This window comes from Paenibacillus sp. FSL R7-0302 (assembly GCF_038006885.1).
GTDB lineage: Bacteria > Bacillota > Bacilli > Paenibacillales > Paenibacillaceae > Paenibacillus_AQ.
The window spans coordinates 3,705,944-3,724,088 of sequence record NZ_JBBOWB010000001.1 but is presented as its reverse complement, the minus strand read 5'-3'; the positions used below and the strand labels follow the sequence as shown (position 1 = coordinate 3,724,088).

Sequence of the window (18,145 nt, the reverse complement as noted above, 5' to 3'; positions counted from 1 at the left end):
CCTCGCCTTACCTACCACCGAACAAACCAGCATACTAATAATCCCGGGTGAATCCCGGAAACAAGAAGCTACCATGACCGGAATTGTTGGATAAAGTACACTTGCTGATGAGCGAATGGACACTACTGGAGCAGCAGTTGAAAAAAAAATCCCTAGGATATCAGCGAATTAAGATATGTTTTTCCAAGTGTTTGCGGCTTGAAGGTGTGCGTGGAAGCTACTCCCCAATAACCGCAATATCCGTGTTGATCCATTTGGCTGTGTCTACGCTCTTGGCCAGCAGAAGCAGCGTGTTGATGATATCCTCGCCCCAATTCTGCTCGTTCTGTGAGATCACCCGGGTAATCTGGCCGTTATCCAGCGCCTGCTGCAAGGCAGGGGTCAGGCCGAGGGCGAGGTTATAACGCTTCAGCCCCTTGGCCTTCCAGACCAGCACAGAGCTGGTGCTGGAGACGAAATCCAGATTAACCAGCGCGCTGAAATGGGGATGATCCGAGATCATCTGCTCCAGCTGCCCGGCAGCCCGCTCCTCACTGCCGTCGTTGTGACGGATCTCCAGTACATCGATGTCTGTATGCTGAGTCAGGTAAGCTTCAAATCCCAGCAGACGTTCCCGGGTGCTCTGCATCCGGGACATCCCGGACTCGACCAGAATCATTCCTTTGCCGCTTAGCAGGCGCTCCACCGTCTGTCCCATCACTGCGCCGGTTGCACGGTTATCTGCCCCGATATAGGCTGCTCTCCGGCTGGCAGGCGAATCCGATTCGAAGCAGACCACGGGAATCCCTTGGGCGGCCGCTTTGTTAATCATGGCGGTGAGCGCCTGCGAATCCACCGGAGCAATCGCAATGCCGTCTACCCCCCGTTTAATCATCATCTCCATGATGCGGATCTGCTGCTCCAGATTGGCTTCATCGGGAGCTTGCACCAGCAGCTCCACATTATGCTTCCGGGCTACCGCTTCCGCTTTGCCGGTGATCATCTCGTAAGTGGCATTCACCATAGGGTAGATGATGCCGAAGGTCAGCCGAGGTTCTTCGCTAATGCTTGCCGGGGAATCTCCAACGCCCATCTGATGAGTATCCGCTGCTCCGGCAGCCTTAAGGCAGCCGCCAAGCAGGAAGCCTGCCGTCAGCAACAGGAGAACCACGGACCAGCCCCGCAGCCTATTTACGCTCACGCATTTCCCGCCCCTCTGCGGATCGTCTGCAGCTGCTCCTCGGGTTTTCCCTGCTTGCGGAATTCCATGGGCGTCATCCCCGTTACTTTTTTGAACAGGTTGGAGAAATAATGCTGATCGTTATAGCCGACCAGATAGGCGATTTCAAAGGTTTTGTGCCCCGTGGATTTCAGCAGCTCCTTGGCCCGGTCCATACGTGTAGCCGTCAGGAATTCCGTGATGGTCTGTCCGGTCGCCTGACTGAAGGTCTTGCTCAGATGGCTGGGACTGACCCTGACCACTTTGGAGATGTCATTCAGGGAGAGCTGCTCCTTGTCGTATTGCTCCCGGATATACTGCTTCACCCGGTCGATCAGCTCGCGGTGCTTGTCTGCGCCTTCGGACCGCCATTCCCACAGCCGCTCGTACAGCTGCTTGAGATACTGAAGGCCGTCATCACTGCTGGAGATTTGCTTCAGCTGTGTCTGCAATTCCTGGAGGATGCCGGCGTGGCCCGCAGCTGCGCGGAACCCGTTCTTCGCCGTCTGCACAAGCTCCAGGGTGATATCGTTCATCAGGTAACAGGCATATCCTGAGTTCCAGTTCATCTGCTCAAGCTCCTTGGACAGCTCCAGCAGGAAGCCGGACATCTGTCTGTGGTCGCCTGACTTCAGGAACTGGACCAGCCGGCTTCTGTCGAGCAGAACCCCATGGGCGCTAGGGTCATAATACGCCTCAAGCATGGCGGCGGAATGCATTCTGGACATCTGCTTGAACATCCGGTCATTCTCGGCCTCCAGATAGGAGAGGTGAATGCCCTGAAGACGTTCGCAGACCTTGCCCCGGCTGACGGACAGCTCCAGCCCGCAGCCTTCCCTCAGCCGCTGCTTCGCAGCCGTGCACAGGTCATCCAGAGCACAGGTCATCCGGAGCGGATCACTGCCTTTATAGATCAGGACCATCTCCATGCGGCTGCGCTTATAGATGAAGCTGTCGGCCGCCTCCTTGAGCAGGCCCGCTAACAGCGCCTCTGCATCCGGTGAAGCGGGGGGAAGCTCAGGGGACTCCTCCATATTCTGCGGATGCAGAGTAAATATAGCGGCGGCGTAGTAAGGAGCTGTTAACTGCAGCTCAAGCTGGGCCGCCGCTTCGTAGGCGGCAGCGGTACTGATCAGGCCTCCGCACAGATCGGCGAACAGGTTCTCGGGGGTGTAGGCATATTTGTGCCTGATCCGTAATTCCTCATCGATCCGTGCGCTGACGCTGCGCAGAAGCTGCAGCAGGTCGGCTGCGCTGAACGGCTTCAGGCAGTAATCCTCAACCCCCAGGCGCAGTGCCTGCTGGGCATACTGGAAGTCATCATGGCCGCTGAGAATGATGATTTTGATCTGCGGGAATTTCTGTCGGACGACAGAGGTAAGCTCCAGGCCGTTCATGAACGGCATTTTGATATCGGTAATCAGAATGTCGGGCAGCTGCGCTTCAATAATAGGCAGCGCCAGCTCACCGTCGGGAGCGTCACCGCAATAGAGGAAGCCCTCCTTCTCCCAATCGATGCATTCCCGGATATTCTCGCGGATCAGGATCTCGTCATCCACCAGCATAATCTTCTTCATCACTAGACCCCCCTGTTCTTGGGTATGCGAACCGTAATCTGTGTGCCATAGCCTTCCGAGCTGTCCAGACGGATACCATATTCGGGCCCGAAATAGAGCCGCAGCCGCTGATGCACATTCTGCAGGCCGAAGCCTCCCTGGCCGGTGTCCTCGGGTTCCTCAGACTGGATGGGATGCTCGACCGCTTCCCGCAGCGCCTCCAGCCGCCCGGCGGGAATGCCGATGCCATTGTCCGAGACCGTAAGCATAATGGTGCCTCCGTCGGTGTACGCGCCGATGCGGATCAGTCCCATGCCCCGCTTATTCTTGATTCCGTGATACAGGGCGTTCTCGACCAGCGGCTGCAGGGTCATATTCAGAATCGGATACTCCTGCAGCTCCTCCGCCACTTCCAGCTTGAACTCCAGGATGTCGTGGTAGCGCATCTGCTGGATGATCAGATAGCTCTGCACATGGGCCAGCTCGGAGCGGATCTGTATCCAGTCGCGCCCGTTGTTGAGGCTAAGCCGGAAGAACGCGGATAACGCCTTCACCAGCCGGATCACGCCATCGTGATTCCCCGCTTCAGCCATCCAGACAATAGAATCGAGGGTGTTATATAGAAAATGAGGGTTAATCTGCGCCTGAAGCGTCCGCAGCTCTGCCTTTTGCAGCTGCTGCTGCTTACGGATGCTCTGGGCCAGCAGCTCTTTGATCTGCCCGACCATGATGTTGAAGCTCTGTCCGAGATCGGCGATCTCATCGGTGCCATCCGGTTTGACTTTGGCTTCCAGATAGCCACTTGCGGTCAGACGCATCTTGTGCTGGAGCAGCTGGATGGGCCGGGTTAGCCGCCGGGTCAGCAGATAATGGAGCGTGATCGCAAAAATAATGCTTAAGCCCACGCTGACAATAATCAGCTGCCTGATCCGGTTCGCCTCGGCCACAATCTCCTGCAGCGGGGCTATGCCGATAATCGTCCAGCCTGTCGCCAGCGACGAGGTATGGACGATGAACCGGGGCGGGCCGCCCGTCTGAAGCACGAAGCTGCCGCTTCGGCCCCGTTCCCCCGCAGGAATCAGGTTGTCCTGAATGACGGCCAGCTCTCCCGCCCGCACAGGAGGGACATAGAGGGGACGGTTCTGCTCGTCCAGCAGGTAGAAGAATCCGGTAGTGCCGATCGTCACCTTGTCGCAGAACTCTTTAATGAAGGAATCGCTCAGATCCACAATGATATAACCGATGACCTCATGCGTAATCCGCTGCTTGACCGCCGTCATAATCGAGATCACGCCCTCGTCCCCGTAGGTGAATCCGTCCACCCGGTCATAGCCGGTAATCAGCGGCGGGGGCACCCGGAGGATCAGCTCCGGCTGCTGGGATAACGCCTGAAAATGCGGATTACGCAGCGGGTTGCTGGCCGACTGGAAGATTCCCCGGCGCTCGCTGATGCCTTTGCCGTACAGGTTAATCAGGCTGATGTTGAGCACATTCTCATACTTGTAGGTGTCCCGGTAGAGGGTGAAGGTCTGCAGAATGTCCTTGGCCTCCTGATAGGTCTCCGACTGCGAGAACAGAAAGTGGATGACCTGAGGATTATTGCTAAGCTCCAGCAGACGCTCGGTATCCTTGAACAGGTTGTCCATATTCGTTCCCAGCATATCGGCCTGAAGCATGCTTGAAGCCTTGCTGTGACTGGAGATGGATTGGTAGGATTTCTGGTAGGAAATGAGGCCGACGGCAATCAGCGGTATGGTGGACAGCACTATGAACAAAGCCAGCAGTTTGGCTCTAAGACTGGAGGAGATCCAGCGTGTAATCCGCATTATCGGGAATTCCCTTTCACAAGTAGAGTAGATGCCGTTCCTAGCTCTATTTTATAACAAATATTGGAATACCGAAACAAAAAAGAAAGCGCAAACAAAATATCCACCTTTTGAATAAAAAAGTACACCAAAACACCCGCCCGGGGGCAATAAACCCAAAATTAGAAAGCAAACGCCAAAGGCTGCCCGTATAATGCCCTTCTGTAAGCGTTCTATAATGGGCACAACACCGGAACAAGGTGAACGTCAAGGGGGAGGAATAAGGAGATATGAAAAAGCTTGGAAAAGTGGGGGCTGTGCTGGCCCTGACCCTGTCCATGACCCTGTTAGGGGCATGCAGCAGCAATAACGGCGGGAACACGGCGGCGGATGCGGGCAAGACAGACAGTGCAGCAACGAAGGCGCCGGCGGCAAATGCCACCAAAGAGGCTAAGGACATCACGCTCGGCTTCTCGCAGGTCGGGGCGGAGAGCGGCTGGCGCAGCGCGAATACGAAGTCTATTCAGGATTCAGCCAAGGAAGCGGGCTACACACTGAAATTCTCGGATGCCCAGCAGAAGCAGGAGAATCAGATCAAGGCGCTGCGTTCTTTTATCCAGCAAAAGGTCGATGTCATCTCATTCTCTCCGGTAGTGGAATCCGGCTGGGATACTGTGCTGAAGGAGGCGAAGGCGGCAGGCATTCCGGTCGTTTTGACAGACCGTGCGGTAGATTCCAAGGATACCTCACTGTATGTTACCTTCCTGGGCTCCGATTTCGTGGAAGAAGGCCGCAAGGCAGGGAAGTGGCTGACTGAGCAGTATAAGGACGCTTCCGAGGACGTTAACATTGTAGAGCTGCAGGGAACTACAGGCTCAGCTCCGGCTAATGACCGGATGGCAGGCTTCGCCGAGACCATTAAGGATAACCCGCACCTCAAGGTCATTGCTTCACAGACCGGCGACTTCACCCGCGCCAAGGGCAAGGAAGTCATGCAGGCCTTTCTGAAGGCCAATAAGGATATCGATGTGCTGTATGCCCATAACGACGATATGGCGCTGGGGGCGATTCAGGCGATTGAAGCAGCAGGTCTGAAGCCGGGCCAGGATATAAAGATTATCTCTGTCGATGCCGTGAAGGACGGCATGCAGGCCGCCAGTGAAGGTAAAATCAACTTCATCGTCGAGTGCAACCCGCTGCTTGGACCTCAGCTGATGCAGGTAGTTAAAGATGTGGTCGACGGCAAGCCGGTAGAGGCCCGGATCGTGACCGAGGAGACAACCTTCACTTCCGAGCAGGCCAAGGAAGCTTTGCCTAGCCGCCAGTATTAAATATTGTATAAGAAGAACTTAAGAAATTAACGAAAAGCAAAAAGAAGCGGAGGGGAAATTTGGAACTGTAGGAGCGGTAGCGACCGCCTTTGTCACCGGATTTCAACCGCGAAGAGCGGATTAAATCAAGAAATCTGGTGACAACAGTGGCCGTAAGTCCAAATGTTCACCGCAGCGACGACCAAGCTTCAAGTTCAAACTTAAGTGCGTGGAGAATAAGGAGTGGATATAGCCTTGAGCACACAGCAGCCCATACTGCAAATGACCCGGATACATAAACGGTTTCCGGGGGTGAAAGCCCTGACAGATGTGAGTCTGCGCCTGTTCCCCGGCGAGGTGCATGCCTTGATGGGTGAGAATGGCGCCGGTAAATCCACCTTGATCAAGGTGTTGACCGGCGTCTATTCGATTGATGAAGGCCTTGTGGAGATGGAGGGTACCGCCATCTTCATGCGCAGCCCGCAGGAATCACAGTCTGCGGGCATCAGCACCGTGTACCAGGAGGTGAATCTGTGCCCCAACCTGACCGTGGCCGAGAACATCTTCATCGGCCGGGAGCCGCGGCGGTTCGGCTGCATCCAGTGGAAGCAGATGAATCTGCGGGCAGAAGAGCTGCTCCGGGAACGGATGAATCTGCACATCGACGTCACCCTGCCTCTACAGAGCTACTCTGTTGCAGTTCAGCAATTGGTTGCCATTGCCAGAGCGCTGAATATCTCAGCGAAGGTGCTGATTCTGGATGAGCCGACCTCAAGCCTGGATCAGAATGAAGTGGATCAGCTGTTCCGCATTATGAGGAAGCTTCAGCAGGAGGGACTGTCGATCCTGTTTGTGACGCATTTTCTGGACCAGATGTATGAAATCTCCGACCGGGTTACCATTCTGCGCGGCGGTGAGCTGGTCGGTGAATACATGGCGAACGAGCTAAGCCGCCTGGATCTCGTACTCAAAATGATCGGCAAGGAGCTTCATCTGCTGGATGAGCTGCCTGAGCTTGCGGCACAGGACAAGAACAGCCTGGGCGATGAGCTGCTTAGGGCGGAAGGGCTGGGCCGCCGGGGCGGAATCGAGCCGTTCGACCTGACGATCCGTAAGGGAGAGGTCGTCGGACTGGCCGGGCTGCTGGGTTCCGGGCGGACGGAGGCGGCCCGGCTGTTGTTCGGTGCCGATAAGCCGGACTCCGGGCAAGTGATCCTGCCGCCAACTGGCGGCGGGGTGCACTCCCCCCGGGAAGCAATAGGACGGAGGATCGCCTTCTGCTCGGAGAACCGCAAGACCGAGGGGATCATCGGCGATCTGACAGTAAGAGAGAACATTATTCTGGCGCTCCAGGCCAAGGACGGGATGTTCAAGACGATCCCGCGCAAGCGGCAGGAGGAGCTGGCCGGAGAATACATCCGTATGCTGAATATCAACCCTCCCAGCCCGGACCAGCTGATCAAGAACCTCAGCGGCGGCAATCAGCAGAAGGTGCTGCTGGCCCGCTGGCTGCTGACGGAGCCGGAGCTGTTCATCCTCGATGAGCCGACGCGGGGCATCGATATCGGAGCCAAGGCAGAGATTCAGAAGCTGGTGCTGACGCTCTCCCGGCAGGGGATGTCGTTCCTGTTCATCTCCTCAGAGCTGGAGGAGGTGCTGCGGGTCAGCGACCGGATCGCCATTCTGCGCGACCGCCGCAAGGTGAAGGAAATTTCAGAGAAGGACATGAGCCAGCAGCAGATTATGCAGGCGATTGCGGGAGGCTGAACCGATCATGAGCTCAATAATGAAGCATCATTTATTCTGGCCGCTGTGCGTTCTGGCTGCACTGCTGCTGTTCAACCTGTGTTATTCGCCGGATTTCTTCTCGATCACCGTGCATGACGGGCATTTATACGGCAGCTTGATCGATATTCTGAACTTCGGTGCCCCGCTGATTCTGGTAGCTATCGGGATGACGCTGGTAGTGGCTACCAAGGGGATCGACCTGTCGGTCGGTTCCATAGTAGCCATCTCAGGCGCCATCGCCTGTCTGAGCATCAGCAGAGCAGCGGATCAGAACAGTCTGGGGCTGATCCTGACCTCGGTGCTGCTCGCCGCAGGCTTGTCCCTGATGCTGGGGGCCTGGAACGGACTGCTGGTCTCAGGGGCCGGGATTCAGCCGATTATTGCCACGCTGATTCTGATGGTTGCGGGAAGAGGCATCGCCCAGCTCATTACCGGCGGACAGATTATTACGGTAACCAGCACCAAGTATGCGTACATCGGGTCCGGTTCACTGGCGGCGCTGCCTTTCTCTATTTTTGTCGTCGCTCTGGTTCTGGTGATCGCTCTGCTGCTTACCCGGCGGACGGCCCTCGGCCTGTTCATCGAATCGGTAGGCTGCAATCCGGCCGCCAGCAAGATGTCCGGCATCCGTGCCCACTTAGTCATACTGGCCGTCTATGTGTTCTGCGGCTTATGCGCCGGTATCGCCGGCCTGCTGCTCAGCTCGAATGTCTCCAGCGCTGACGGCAATAATGCCGGTCTCTGGTATGAGCTGGACGCTATTCTCGCCGTGGTCATCGGCGGGACGTCGCTGAACGGCGGCCGCTTCTATCTTACCGGCACCGTGATCGGAGCGCTGATCATCCAGACGCTGACCACCACCATTTACATGATCGGCGTCCCGCCGGAGATTACGCTGGTTGTTAAGGCCTGTGTCGTCCTGGCCGTCTGCCTGATCCAGTCGGACACTTTCCGCGCCACGGTTGCCGCCCGCTGGAAGTCGCGGCATTACCCCGCTGAGAAGGAGATGAGCCGCCATGCCTCTTAACCGCAAGTATATTCCGATCGTTGTCACCATTCTGCTGTTCATCGTAATGTTCACCGCCGGTTCCTTCCGGTACACAGGCTTCTTCTCCCTCCAGGTGCTGATGAATCTGCTGGTGGACAATGCTTTTCTGCTAATAACGGCTGTGGGCATGTCCTTCGTCATCCTGTCCGGCGGCATTGATCTGTCGGTCGGCTCGGTGATTGCGTTATCCACAATGGTCTCGGCGAGCCTTGTGCAGCAGCAGGGCTGGCCGCCCGCCGTGGTGATCCCGATTGTGCTCCTGATGGGTGCCGTATTCGGCACGGCTATGGGAGCGATTATCCATTATTTCTCCATCCAGCCGTTCATCGTCACACTGGCCGGAATGTTCCTGGCCCGGGGCTTATGCTATGTCATCAGCATCGATACCATCACCATCGATAACACCTTCTACACCGCCATGGCCCAGACGCGAATTCCGCTGCCGGGAGGCAGCTTCCTCTCCATCAGCGCGGTTATCGCCATACTTGTCGTTGCCGCCGCAATCTTCACGGCCCACTATACCCGGTTCGGTCGCAATGTGTATGCCCTTGGAGGCAGTGAGCAATCGGCGCTGCTGATGGGGCTGCCTGTGGCGAGAACCAAGGTGCTGGTCTATACGCTTAGCGGGCTATGCTCGGCGCTGGCAGGCGTGGTGTTCACCTTTTACATGCTGTCGGGGTATGGGCTGCATGCCGTCGGCTTCGAGCTGGACACGATCGCGGCGGTCGTCATTGGCGGTACACTGCTGACCGGAGGTGTAGGCTATGTGCTGGGTACCTTCTTCGGTGTACTGATTCAAGGCGTCATTCAGACGATTATCAGCTTCGAGGGCACACTCAGCTCCTGGTGGACGAAGATCGTCATCGGCCTGCTGCTGTTCATCTTCATCCTGCTGCAGCGGGTGCTAAGCTCCAGGCGGCTGACTTTAAAAGAATAAGCAGAGTGGGGAGACAAATTATACTTGTCTCCCCATTTTTTTGAAATATAATAATGTATAGGTTTTACGCTATACATTATCTTTCTATTTCTCGCCGAAACGGTACCATCCTTTAAAAGGAAGGCAAAGCCGTTTCCACTTGCTATATAATTGTAATCGCTATCATACGGAAGGGGGGATCTGCTTGCAAACGGTAAAAGAGTGCCTGCTGCTGCTGTTGTTCATCCTAACACTGATGCTGACAGGCGGCTGCACGGGTGGCGGGAATAACGGCGGGCAACAGGGACTGCCAATGCAGGAGCCTTCTCCTGCGGCCCTTACAGGCCTGCTGCCACCGGCAGCGGAGATCGCCGCTGACAACAAGCCAATCGTGCTGGGCTTCTCCCAGCTCGGGTCGGAGAGTACCTGGCGGGAAGCGAACACCGCCTCGATCCGCGAAGCCGCCGGGGAGGCGGGAATTACGCTGCTGCTGAAGAACGCCGAGCAGGATCAGCAGCTGCAGTTCGAGGCTATCCGCTCTTTTATCCGCAGCGGTGTCGATGTGATCGCCATTGCGCCTGTGGTGCAGACCGGCTGGGAGCCGATTCTGCTGGAGATTAAGCAGGCCGGAATTCCGGTGATTATCCTGGACCGTTCAGTGAATGTACCGGACAGCTCGCTCTATGTCACGTTCATCGGCTCTGACTTCTATGAAGAAGGCGTGAAGGCGGCTAAGTATGTGAGAGACAAGATGCGCCATCACAACGGCGAGATCCGCATTGCCGAATTGCAGGGAACCGTAGGCTCAACGCCATCTATCGACCGCGGGCGCGGGTTCCGCAAGCTGATCGCGGATCAGCCGAACCTGCGGATTACCCTGAGCGCCCCGGCGGATTTCACGCGCAGCGGCGGTCATGAGGTGATGAAGACCTTCCTGCAGCAGCCGAAGGAGCAGTGGCCCCAGGTGCTCTTTTCCCATAATGACGATATGGCAATCGGTGCAGTGGAGGCTATTAAGGAGGCCGGACTTGTGCCGGGAGAGGATATTATTATTGTGTCGGTGGACGGAACGCGGCGGGCATTCGAGCAGATGGTGGCGGGCAGCATCAACGCGGTGGTCGAATGTAATCCGCTGCTCGGGCCTCTGCTCATGCAGGCCGTGAAGGAGATTATGGCCGGCCGGACCCTGCCGAAGCGGATGGTGACCCCGGAGGATATATACACCCAGGAGCTGGCTGCAATAGAGATTAACCACCGCAAATATTAAGACAAAAAACCAAAAAATTTCAACTTTTCAAACAAAAATCTACATTGTTCATTGGGCAGAAGTATATTAAGATGATCTCGAATAACAAATATTAGTAGATTCATTCAAGTAATTCAATAGGAGGGGGGGATTGTGAGCTTCCGGCATAAGTAGCGCATCCGATTGAAAGGGTTTACACAAATTCGTAATGGAGGAGAATGCCGATGTTCAAAAAGCTCTCGGTGCTTGTGATGACCTTTGTTCTGCTGCTGGGCTGTATGCCTATGCTGTCTGCTCAAGCGGCAGGGAACGCCACAGCCAAACAGCCGGGAAATTCCAATCCGCTGATGGACCACAAGCTGGGTGCCGATCCCTTCGCATTGACGTATAACGGAAGAGTCTATATCTATATGTCGAGTGATGCCTATGTCTATAACAGCAACGGAACCGTGAAGGATAATGATTTCAGCGCACTGAACAAAATTAATGTCATCTCTTCGGCAGATATGGTGAACTGGACAGACCATGGTGCCATCCCGGTTGCCGGAGCCAATAATGTCAACGGTTCTGCGGGCATTGCCAAATGGGCCTCGCTCTCCTGGGCACCGTCAGCAGCCGTGAAGAAAATCAACGGCCAGGATAAATTCTTCCTGTACTTCGCCAACGGGGCGTCAGGCATCGGGGTACTGACAGCCAACTCTCCGATTGGCCCATGGTCCGATCCGCTCGGTAAAGCGCTGGTGACAGGCAGTACACCGGGAATGTCCGGGGTGACCTGGCTGTTTGACCCGGCGGTACTGGTCGATGACGACGGCAGCGGCTATCTGTATGCAGGCGGGGGCATCCCCAACACTTCGGACCCGGCATCTATTGCGAGTCCCAAGACAGCCCGCGTGCTGAGACTTGGTGCGGATATGACCAGCATTATTGGAAGCGCCTCCACGATTGATGCTCCCTATATGTTTGAGGATTCGGGCATCCACAAGTATGGCGGCAAATATTATTACTCGTATTGCTTCAACTTCTCCGGCACGCATCCGGCTGCCTATCCGGCAGGTGAAATCGGGTACATGGTCAGCAACAGTCCGATGGGACCCTTCACCTATACCGGGCATTTCCTGAAGAATCCGTATACGTTCTTCGGAGTGGGCGGCAATAACCATCATGCCGTGTTCAACTTCAATAACGAGTGGTATGTGGTGTACCATGCCCAGACTGTAGCGAAGGCAGTACTTGGCGACGGCAAGGGCTACCGCTCACCGCATATCAACAAGCTGTTCCATAATTCCAATGGGACCATTCAGGAGGTTCAAGGCAATATGGCGGGCATCGCCCAGATTGCCAATCTGAATCCGTATAACAGAGTCGAAGCCGAGACGATTGGCTGGAACGCGGGTATTACAACGGAACGTACGCAGGCTGCGGGCGGTCCTGTCAGCAATATGAATGTGACCAATATTAACAATGGAGACTGGGTTGCCGTGGGCAATGCCGATTTCGGCTCCGGCGCTTCCAGCTTCAAGGCGAATGTGGCATCGGCTACAGGCGGCGGTAAAATCGAAATCCGGCTCGACAGCGCAACCGGCCCGCTGGTCGGCACGCTGAATGTTCCTAATACAGGAGGAGCGCAGTCCTGGCAGGAGGTACAAACTACGGTCAGTAATGCGGCAGGGGTGCACAGACTCTATCTGGTCTTCACCGGATCAGGCTCCGGCAATCTGTTCAACTTCGATTACTGGCAGTTCTCTACGGGCGGCGATGGCGGCACGACACCTCCTCCAGTGAGCAAGGTGGAAGCGGAGGACATGACGCTCAGCGGGACCTATGCCGGCAAGATCACTTCCCCTTTCAGCGGAGTGGCGCTGTACGGGAATGATGACGCTGCTGTATTCAATCAATATTATGCCTACGGTACGCATAACTTCTCGGTCCGGGGGGCTTCTAACAATTCCTCTACGGCGCGGGTGGATCTGCTGATCGGCGGTGTGAACGTTGGCTCCTTCAATTTCAGCGGCACAACGCCCTCGGTACAGACGTTGACCAACGTGGCCCACGCCACCGGCAATCAGGAGGTCAAGCTGGTGGTTACCACGGATAATGGAAGCTGGGATGCCTATGTGGATTATATTGAATGGAGCCAGTGATGAGGCAATCAGATGGGAGGAGGGGCGCTATGGCAAGTGGAAACGGCCGTGTGCAACATATAAATTCTATTTTTAAAAAAACAGGGCTGTACCTGATGGCAATTTCGCTAATGCTCGGCATCCTGTTCAATCCTTCTACGGTTGCTGCCGCGACCTTCACGAACCCGTTTATTTATGCCGATGCCCCGGACAATGATGTCATCAGGGTGGGCAATGTGTATTACATGACCAGCACCACCATGCATATGACCCCCGGAGTCCCTATCATGAAGTCCTATGATCTGGTGAACTGGGAAATCGTGAACTATGTCTACGATACGTATGCGAACGGGGATGCCCAGAACCTGAACAACGGACAGAATGAGTATGGCAAGGGTTCCTGGGCAAGCAGCATCCGGTACAATAACGGGATCTACTATGTGTCCTTCGGGTCCAACTCAACCGGCCGGACTTATATCTATCAGACGACGAATATTGAAAATGGCCCCTGGACCTCATCGGTCCTGAACAGCTATTATCACGATGCGTCGCTGCTGTTCGACAATGGCCGGGTCTTCCTGGTGTACGGAGTTGATAATATCAGCCTGATTGAGCTGACGGCAGATGCCAAGGCGATTAAGTCTGGCGGAATCAGTCAGGTCATCATCCCGAATTCCAGCAATATTGCCGGTTCGAGCTTCATCGTGAAGGCCGAAGGCGCGCATATCCAGAAGATCAACGGTTATTATTATGTGTTCCTGATCTGCTGGCCTTCGGGAAGCGGACGCACCCAATTGACCTACCGCTCCACCAGCTTAACTGGAGGCTATACGGGGCAGGTGTCACTTAACGACTCGGGCATTGCCCAGGGCGGCATCGTGGACACGCCATCCGGCTCTTGGTACGCAATGCTCTTCAGAGACAGCGGGGCAGTCGGGCGGATGCCGTATCTGGTGCCGGTAACCTGGTCAGGGAACTGGCCGGTCTTCGGAAGCGGGGGCAAGGCGCCGCGGACCCTGAACCTGCCTGCCGAAGGGTATCCGGTGAAGAAGGTGTACGCGTCAGACGAGTTCACAGCACCATCTTCAGGCTCAGGGCTGGCTAAGGTCTGGCAGTGGAACCACAATCCTGATAACTCGAAGTGGTCGCTGACTCAGCGCCAAGGCTTCATGCGGCTGACGACCGGCAAGGTAAGCACAAGTCTGCTGGATGCCCGGAACACGCTGACCCAGCGGACGTTCGGACCGAAGAGCACAGGCGTCACGGCTCTGGAGACGGGCGGGATGAAGGACGGGGACGTTGCCGGACTGGCTGCTTTTCAGGCGAAATACGGGTTCGTCGGCGTGAAAATGTCCGGCAATTCCAAATCCATTGTGATGGTCAATGCCAGCTCCGGGTCTATGACTCAAGTGGCGGGTGTGCCGCTCAGCCAGAACAGAGTCTATCTGAAGGTGCTCTGCGATTTCACCAATCAGACGGATAAGGCGTACTTCTCCTATAGTCTGGACGGCAACAACTGGACATCCATAGGGAATACGCTGCAGATGTCTTATACGCTGCCTCACTTTATGGGCTACCGGTTTGCACTGTTTAATTATGCGACGAAGTCAGCGGGCGGCTATGCGGATTTTGATTATCTGCGTCTGGAATAGCTTGTTTGAATTTGAACCCAATTAGAAAAAGGAGATGTATTCAATTGAAGAATAGAATCAAGAAGGTTGTGGGCGGGCTCGCCTTAGCGAGTGTCCTGCTCACCTCTGTGATGGCAGGCAATGCCAGCGCAGCAATTACTAACGGATCGAAGTTCCTGGGGAATATTATTGCAGGCAGTGCTCCCAGCAACTTCACCACCTATTGGAATCAGGTTACCCCTGAGAACGGCACCAAATGGGGAGCGATTGAAGGCAACCGCAACCAGATGAACTGGGGCAATGCGGACATGATCTATAATTATGCGATTAGCAAAAACATCCCGTTCAAGTTCCATACCCTGGTCTGGGGAAGCCAGGAGCCTAACTGGGTCGCTGGTCTATCGGCAGCGGAGCAGAAGGCGGAGATCAGCTCGTTCATTACTCAGGCAGGCCAGCGTTATTCGGCCAAGTCAGCCTTCGTGGATGTTGTCAATGAACCGCTGCATGCCAAGCCTTCGTACCGCAATGCCATCGGCGGTGACGGAAGCACCGGCTGGGATTGGGTCATCTGGTCCTTCCAGCAAGCCCGGGCGGCGTTCCCGAATTCCAAGCTGCTCATCAATGAATATGGCATTATCGGTGACCCCAGCGCGGCCGATAAGTATGTGACCATTATCAATCACCTGAAGTCCAGAGGACTGATCGATGGTATTGGTATTCAGTGCCACTACTTCAATATGGATAATGTAAGTGTGAGCACCATGAATACTGTACTGAATAAGCTTGCTGCAACAGGCCTGCCAATCTATGTCTCCGAGCTGGATATTACCGGTGATGACAACACCCAGCTTGCCAGATACCAACAGAAATTCCCTGTGCTCTGGAACCATCCTTCCGTTAAGGGCGTAACCCTGTGGGGCTACATCCAGAATCAGACCTGGGCAGCCAACACCCATCTGGTGAATTCCAACGGTACAGAGCGCCCGGCTATGAAGTGGCTGAAGCAATACCTGGGCGGCTCCTCGGCCCTGATGGAAACCACCGACACCCAGGACATCACCGACAGCGTGATCCAGCCGGATAGTGTGGTTGAGCCAGACCTGCAACTGGATATCCAGCCTGTGCTGGAACCCGTTCCGGCCGAGTAAGTTGAGGCAGGCACGCGGTATGTAATAAAAGCATTACTTAAGGGCTGCTCCCGTGGCGCAATGCGCGCCGGGAGCAGCCCTTTTTTGTTGGGATGGGCAGTGTAGAGTCGCATGGACCAAATGTATGCGAGAAACCGAATACATTGGGCGGTGCGGGGGCACGTGGGCCAAATGTATGCGAAAAACCGAACACATTGGGCAGGCACAGGCGGACCGGAAGACAGCTTGTGATTTTCATCTTGCGTTCGCTGACCAAAAGTGGCACACTAGTAATAAATATATTGAACGTGGCAAAGAATGCCCCGCTCCCTTCTCTTGTAGAAGGAGGCGGGGTTTTGTGCGTTTAGAGATTAATCTCATTGCAGAGCGGGGGAATTAAAGTGGGCTTTACAGAAGAACATGACCAGTGGTTAAGCAAGCATTTGAAACAAAGAAAGGGGGAGCGGCTCGATGCACTCAAGCGGGGGCATAGCTACGGTAACCGCTTATTCGTTGAATGTGTGTGGTGGCCACTTACCGGACATTTTCACGGACTCCATCCGGAATATGAAGTTAAGGACTGGCGCGGCAGATCCTATTTTATCGATTTACTGTGGAAGGTTGGTTCCTCGCGAATTGCATTTGAGATTATGGATTACGGATCGCATGGAACGGACCGGAGCAAATACCGGATGGACTTGAATCGCGGTCTCTTTCTGCAATCGCAGGACTATATGGTTCTCTATATCTCGCTGGATGAGATGAAAGAGAATCCGTCATTTGTCCTTTCCACACTGCGGAACATGCTGTCTCCTTACTTGTTGGCAGGAACTGCTAATAGAAGCACAGAGAAATCCTATTCCAGAATTGAACGGGATTTGATGAGGTTAGCTATCCGTAACTATCGTGTCCTACGTCCCGGCGATGCAGCGAGAGAGCTTGAGCTACACTACACCACAATTATTAAATACAGCCGTATGCTGGTGGATAAAGGGAAATTCCGCCCTGTAGCGAGAGGGACATCTCCACGAGTTACATATTACGAGTACATAGGTACAATTCAAAGTCCAGATCTGGTCTAAAAAAACAGCGTCACCGAATGTAATCGAAAAACCGATTACAATGGGCCGGATGGTCATACCCCTGTCAAGTAGACAGACAAAAAAAGCTAAGCAGCCAGCGCGTGCCGATACTCAATCGGCGCACGCTGTTTCAGTTTCGCCTGAAAACGTTGGTAATTGTAAAAATAGATATAATCCTCAACCGCTTGATGAATCTCTGCTTCTGACTTACACTGGTGAAGGTACAACTTTTCTGTCTTCAGATGCGAAAAGAAGGATTCGATGCAGGCGTTGTCCAGGCAGGTTGCTTTGCGAGAGTGGCTGCCCTTGACGCTGAATGCCTCTAATCGTGTGTTGTACGCCTGAGACGTGTACTGAAAGCCTTGGTCCGAATGGAGCACGGCCTCAGACACGTCTCTTTTCCGTGTCCACTGTTCAACCGTATCCAAGACGAGGTTTACGTCGTTTCGCTCCGAGATCTGCCAAGCTACAATTTCATTGTTGAAGAGGTCCTGAATCGCAGACAGATAATAAAAGCGGGTGCCGTCTGAGATATACGTAATGTCCGTTACTAGCTTTTGCTGAGGTGCTGTCGCATGAAACTTACGCTTTAATCGGTTCGGGTAGACCACGGAAGGAGCAGAGCCCGCACGACGCCTTTTCTTGCGAATGACGGACTGGATCGATAGCTCTTTCATGAGCCGCCATACCTTCTTGTGGTTGACGAGGTAGCCTGCCTCCCGCAGGGCTGCCTGCATTCGAGGGTACCCGAAATAGGGATGAGCCAGGTGAATCGCCACCATATGCTCTTTCATAGCGTGCTCTTGCTCATGGGCCTCCATTCGTCGAGCCTGTGTACCTCGCCACTTGTAGTAATTCGCCCGCGATACCTCTGCAATGGCTAATAGGCGGGTGACGCCATGTTGGTCACGTAGTTCTTCAAGGATGGCGTATTTGTCGTGTAGTCCAAGCTTCCCTCCCTTTATAGATTTGGATACCGCTTTTTTAAGTAGTCCACCTGTGCCTTTAAGTAATCTCGTTCTTCTTCTATACTGGCAAATGTAGAACGTGGACGTCCTTTTAAAGGGCTTGTTGCCCCTTTTGGTGTATCGAGTGGCTCCCCATTCCGATATTTCTTTACCCATACTTTAAGCTGGGTACAGTTCACAATCCCCAACCTGTCGGAGACGACCTTATAGCTCTCACCTCCTGTAAAATAAGCTTGAATAGCCTCTTTCTTGAATGCCTCCGTGTACGATTGAAACACTTGTCCCTTTTTGGCCATACCAAAATCCCCTCCCAGTTCACTCATTTCCTCATGTTAACACATGAGGTT

At 54.6% G+C, this 18,145-nt stretch carries 14 protein-coding genes; 9 read left to right on the top strand and 5 right to left on the bottom strand.

Annotated elements, in window-relative coordinates; all coding sequences use genetic code 11:
• Window positions 1-217: 217 nt before the first annotated feature.
• The 3 genes from MKY96_RS16405 to MKY96_RS16395 are packed head-to-tail and all read right to left on the bottom strand — an operon-like array spanning window position 218 to window position 4,580.
• Window positions 218-1,180 (bottom strand): sugar ABC transporter substrate-binding protein, encoded by a 963-nt coding sequence (locus MKY96_RS16405; protein ID WP_340941684.1) that lies wholly within the window; start codon window positions 1,178-1,180, stop codon window positions 218-220.
• Window positions 1,177-2,775, bottom strand: a complete 1,599-nt coding sequence (locus MKY96_RS16400) for a response regulator transcription factor (RefSeq protein ID WP_340941683.1) — start codon at window positions 2,773-2,775, stop codon at window positions 1,177-1,179. Before MKY96_RS16400 ends, MKY96_RS16405 begins: the two co-directional genes overlap by 4 nt.
• Before the next feature lie 2 nt (window positions 2,776-2,777).
• The gene (locus MKY96_RS16395; RefSeq protein ID WP_340941681.1) at window positions 2,778-4,580 is read right to left on the bottom strand and encodes a cache domain-containing sensor histidine kinase; all 1,803 of its coding nucleotides are present in this window, start codon (window positions 4,578-4,580) and stop codon (window positions 2,778-2,780) included.
• 269 nt (window positions 4,581-4,849) lie between these two features.
• Between MKY96_RS16395 and MKY96_RS16390 the strand changes: the two genes are divergently transcribed.
• From MKY96_RS16390 to MKY96_RS16350, 9 genes are all read left to right on the top strand, one after another.
• Window positions 4,850-5,890, top strand: a complete 1,041-nt coding sequence (locus MKY96_RS16390) for an ABC transporter substrate-binding protein (RefSeq protein WP_036729933.1) — start codon at window positions 4,850-4,852, stop codon at window positions 5,888-5,890.
• Window positions 5,891-6,124: 234 nt separating this feature from the next.
• Entirely contained in the window at window positions 6,125-7,636 is a 1,512-nt protein-coding gene (locus tag MKY96_RS16385) for a sugar ABC transporter ATP-binding protein (protein ID WP_340941680.1), read from the top strand.
• Window positions 7,637-7,643: 7 nt separating this feature from the next.
• Window positions 7,644-8,684, top strand: coding sequence for an ABC transporter permease (locus MKY96_RS16380; RefSeq protein ID WP_340941679.1), 1,041 nt, complete (start codon window positions 7,644-7,646; stop codon window positions 8,682-8,684).
• Window positions 8,674-9,642: a galactofuranose ABC transporter, permease protein YjfF gene (gene yjfF / locus MKY96_RS16375; protein ID WP_340941678.1), complete on the top strand. Its 969-nt coding sequence runs from the start codon at window positions 8,674-8,676 to the stop codon at window positions 9,640-9,642. Before MKY96_RS16380 ends, yjfF begins: the two co-directional genes overlap by 11 nt.
• Window positions 9,643-9,826: 184 nt before the next feature.
• On the top strand, window positions 9,827-10,888 hold the full coding sequence (locus MKY96_RS16370; protein WP_340941676.1) for an ABC transporter substrate-binding protein: 1,062 nt from the start codon (window positions 9,827-9,829) through the stop codon (window positions 10,886-10,888).
• 203 nt (window positions 10,889-11,091) lie between these two features.
• Window positions 11,092-13,011, top strand: coding sequence for a carbohydrate-binding protein (locus MKY96_RS16365; RefSeq protein ID WP_340941674.1), 1,920 nt, complete (start codon window positions 11,092-11,094; stop codon window positions 13,009-13,011).
• 29 nt (window positions 13,012-13,040) lie between these two features.
• Window positions 13,041-14,642: a glycoside hydrolase family 43 protein gene (locus MKY96_RS16360; RefSeq protein ID WP_340941673.1), complete on the top strand. Its 1,602-nt coding sequence runs from the start codon at window positions 13,041-13,043 to the stop codon at window positions 14,640-14,642.
• 44 nt (window positions 14,643-14,686) lie between these two features.
• A complete protein-coding gene (locus MKY96_RS16355; protein ID WP_445671442.1) occupies window positions 14,687-15,769 on the top strand; it encodes an endo-1,4-beta-xylanase in 1,083 nt (360 codons plus the stop codon).
• 359 nt (window positions 15,770-16,128) lie between these two features.
• Window positions 16,129-16,830, top strand: coding sequence for a hypothetical protein (locus tag MKY96_RS16350; RefSeq protein WP_340941671.1), 702 nt, complete (start codon window positions 16,129-16,131; stop codon window positions 16,828-16,830).
• A gap of 86 nt (window positions 16,831-16,916) precedes the next feature.
• Here MKY96_RS16350 and MKY96_RS16345 read toward each other — a convergent pair whose 3' ends face one another.
• Both MKY96_RS16345 and MKY96_RS33945 read right to left on the bottom strand, forming a co-directional pair.
• Window positions 16,917-17,870 carry an IS3 family transposase gene (locus tag MKY96_RS16345; RefSeq protein WP_445671476.1) on the bottom strand — a complete coding sequence of 318 codons (954 nt, stop codon included), beginning with the start codon at window positions 17,868-17,870 and terminating at the stop codon, window positions 16,917-16,919.
• On the bottom strand, window positions 17,792-18,094 hold the full coding sequence (locus MKY96_RS33945) for a transposase (RefSeq protein ID WP_445671425.1): 303 nt from the start codon (window positions 18,092-18,094) through the stop codon (window positions 17,792-17,794). The genes MKY96_RS16345 and MKY96_RS33945 overlap by 79 nt, the downstream gene beginning before the upstream one ends.
• Between the last annotated feature and the right edge of the window lie 51 nt (window positions 18,095-18,145).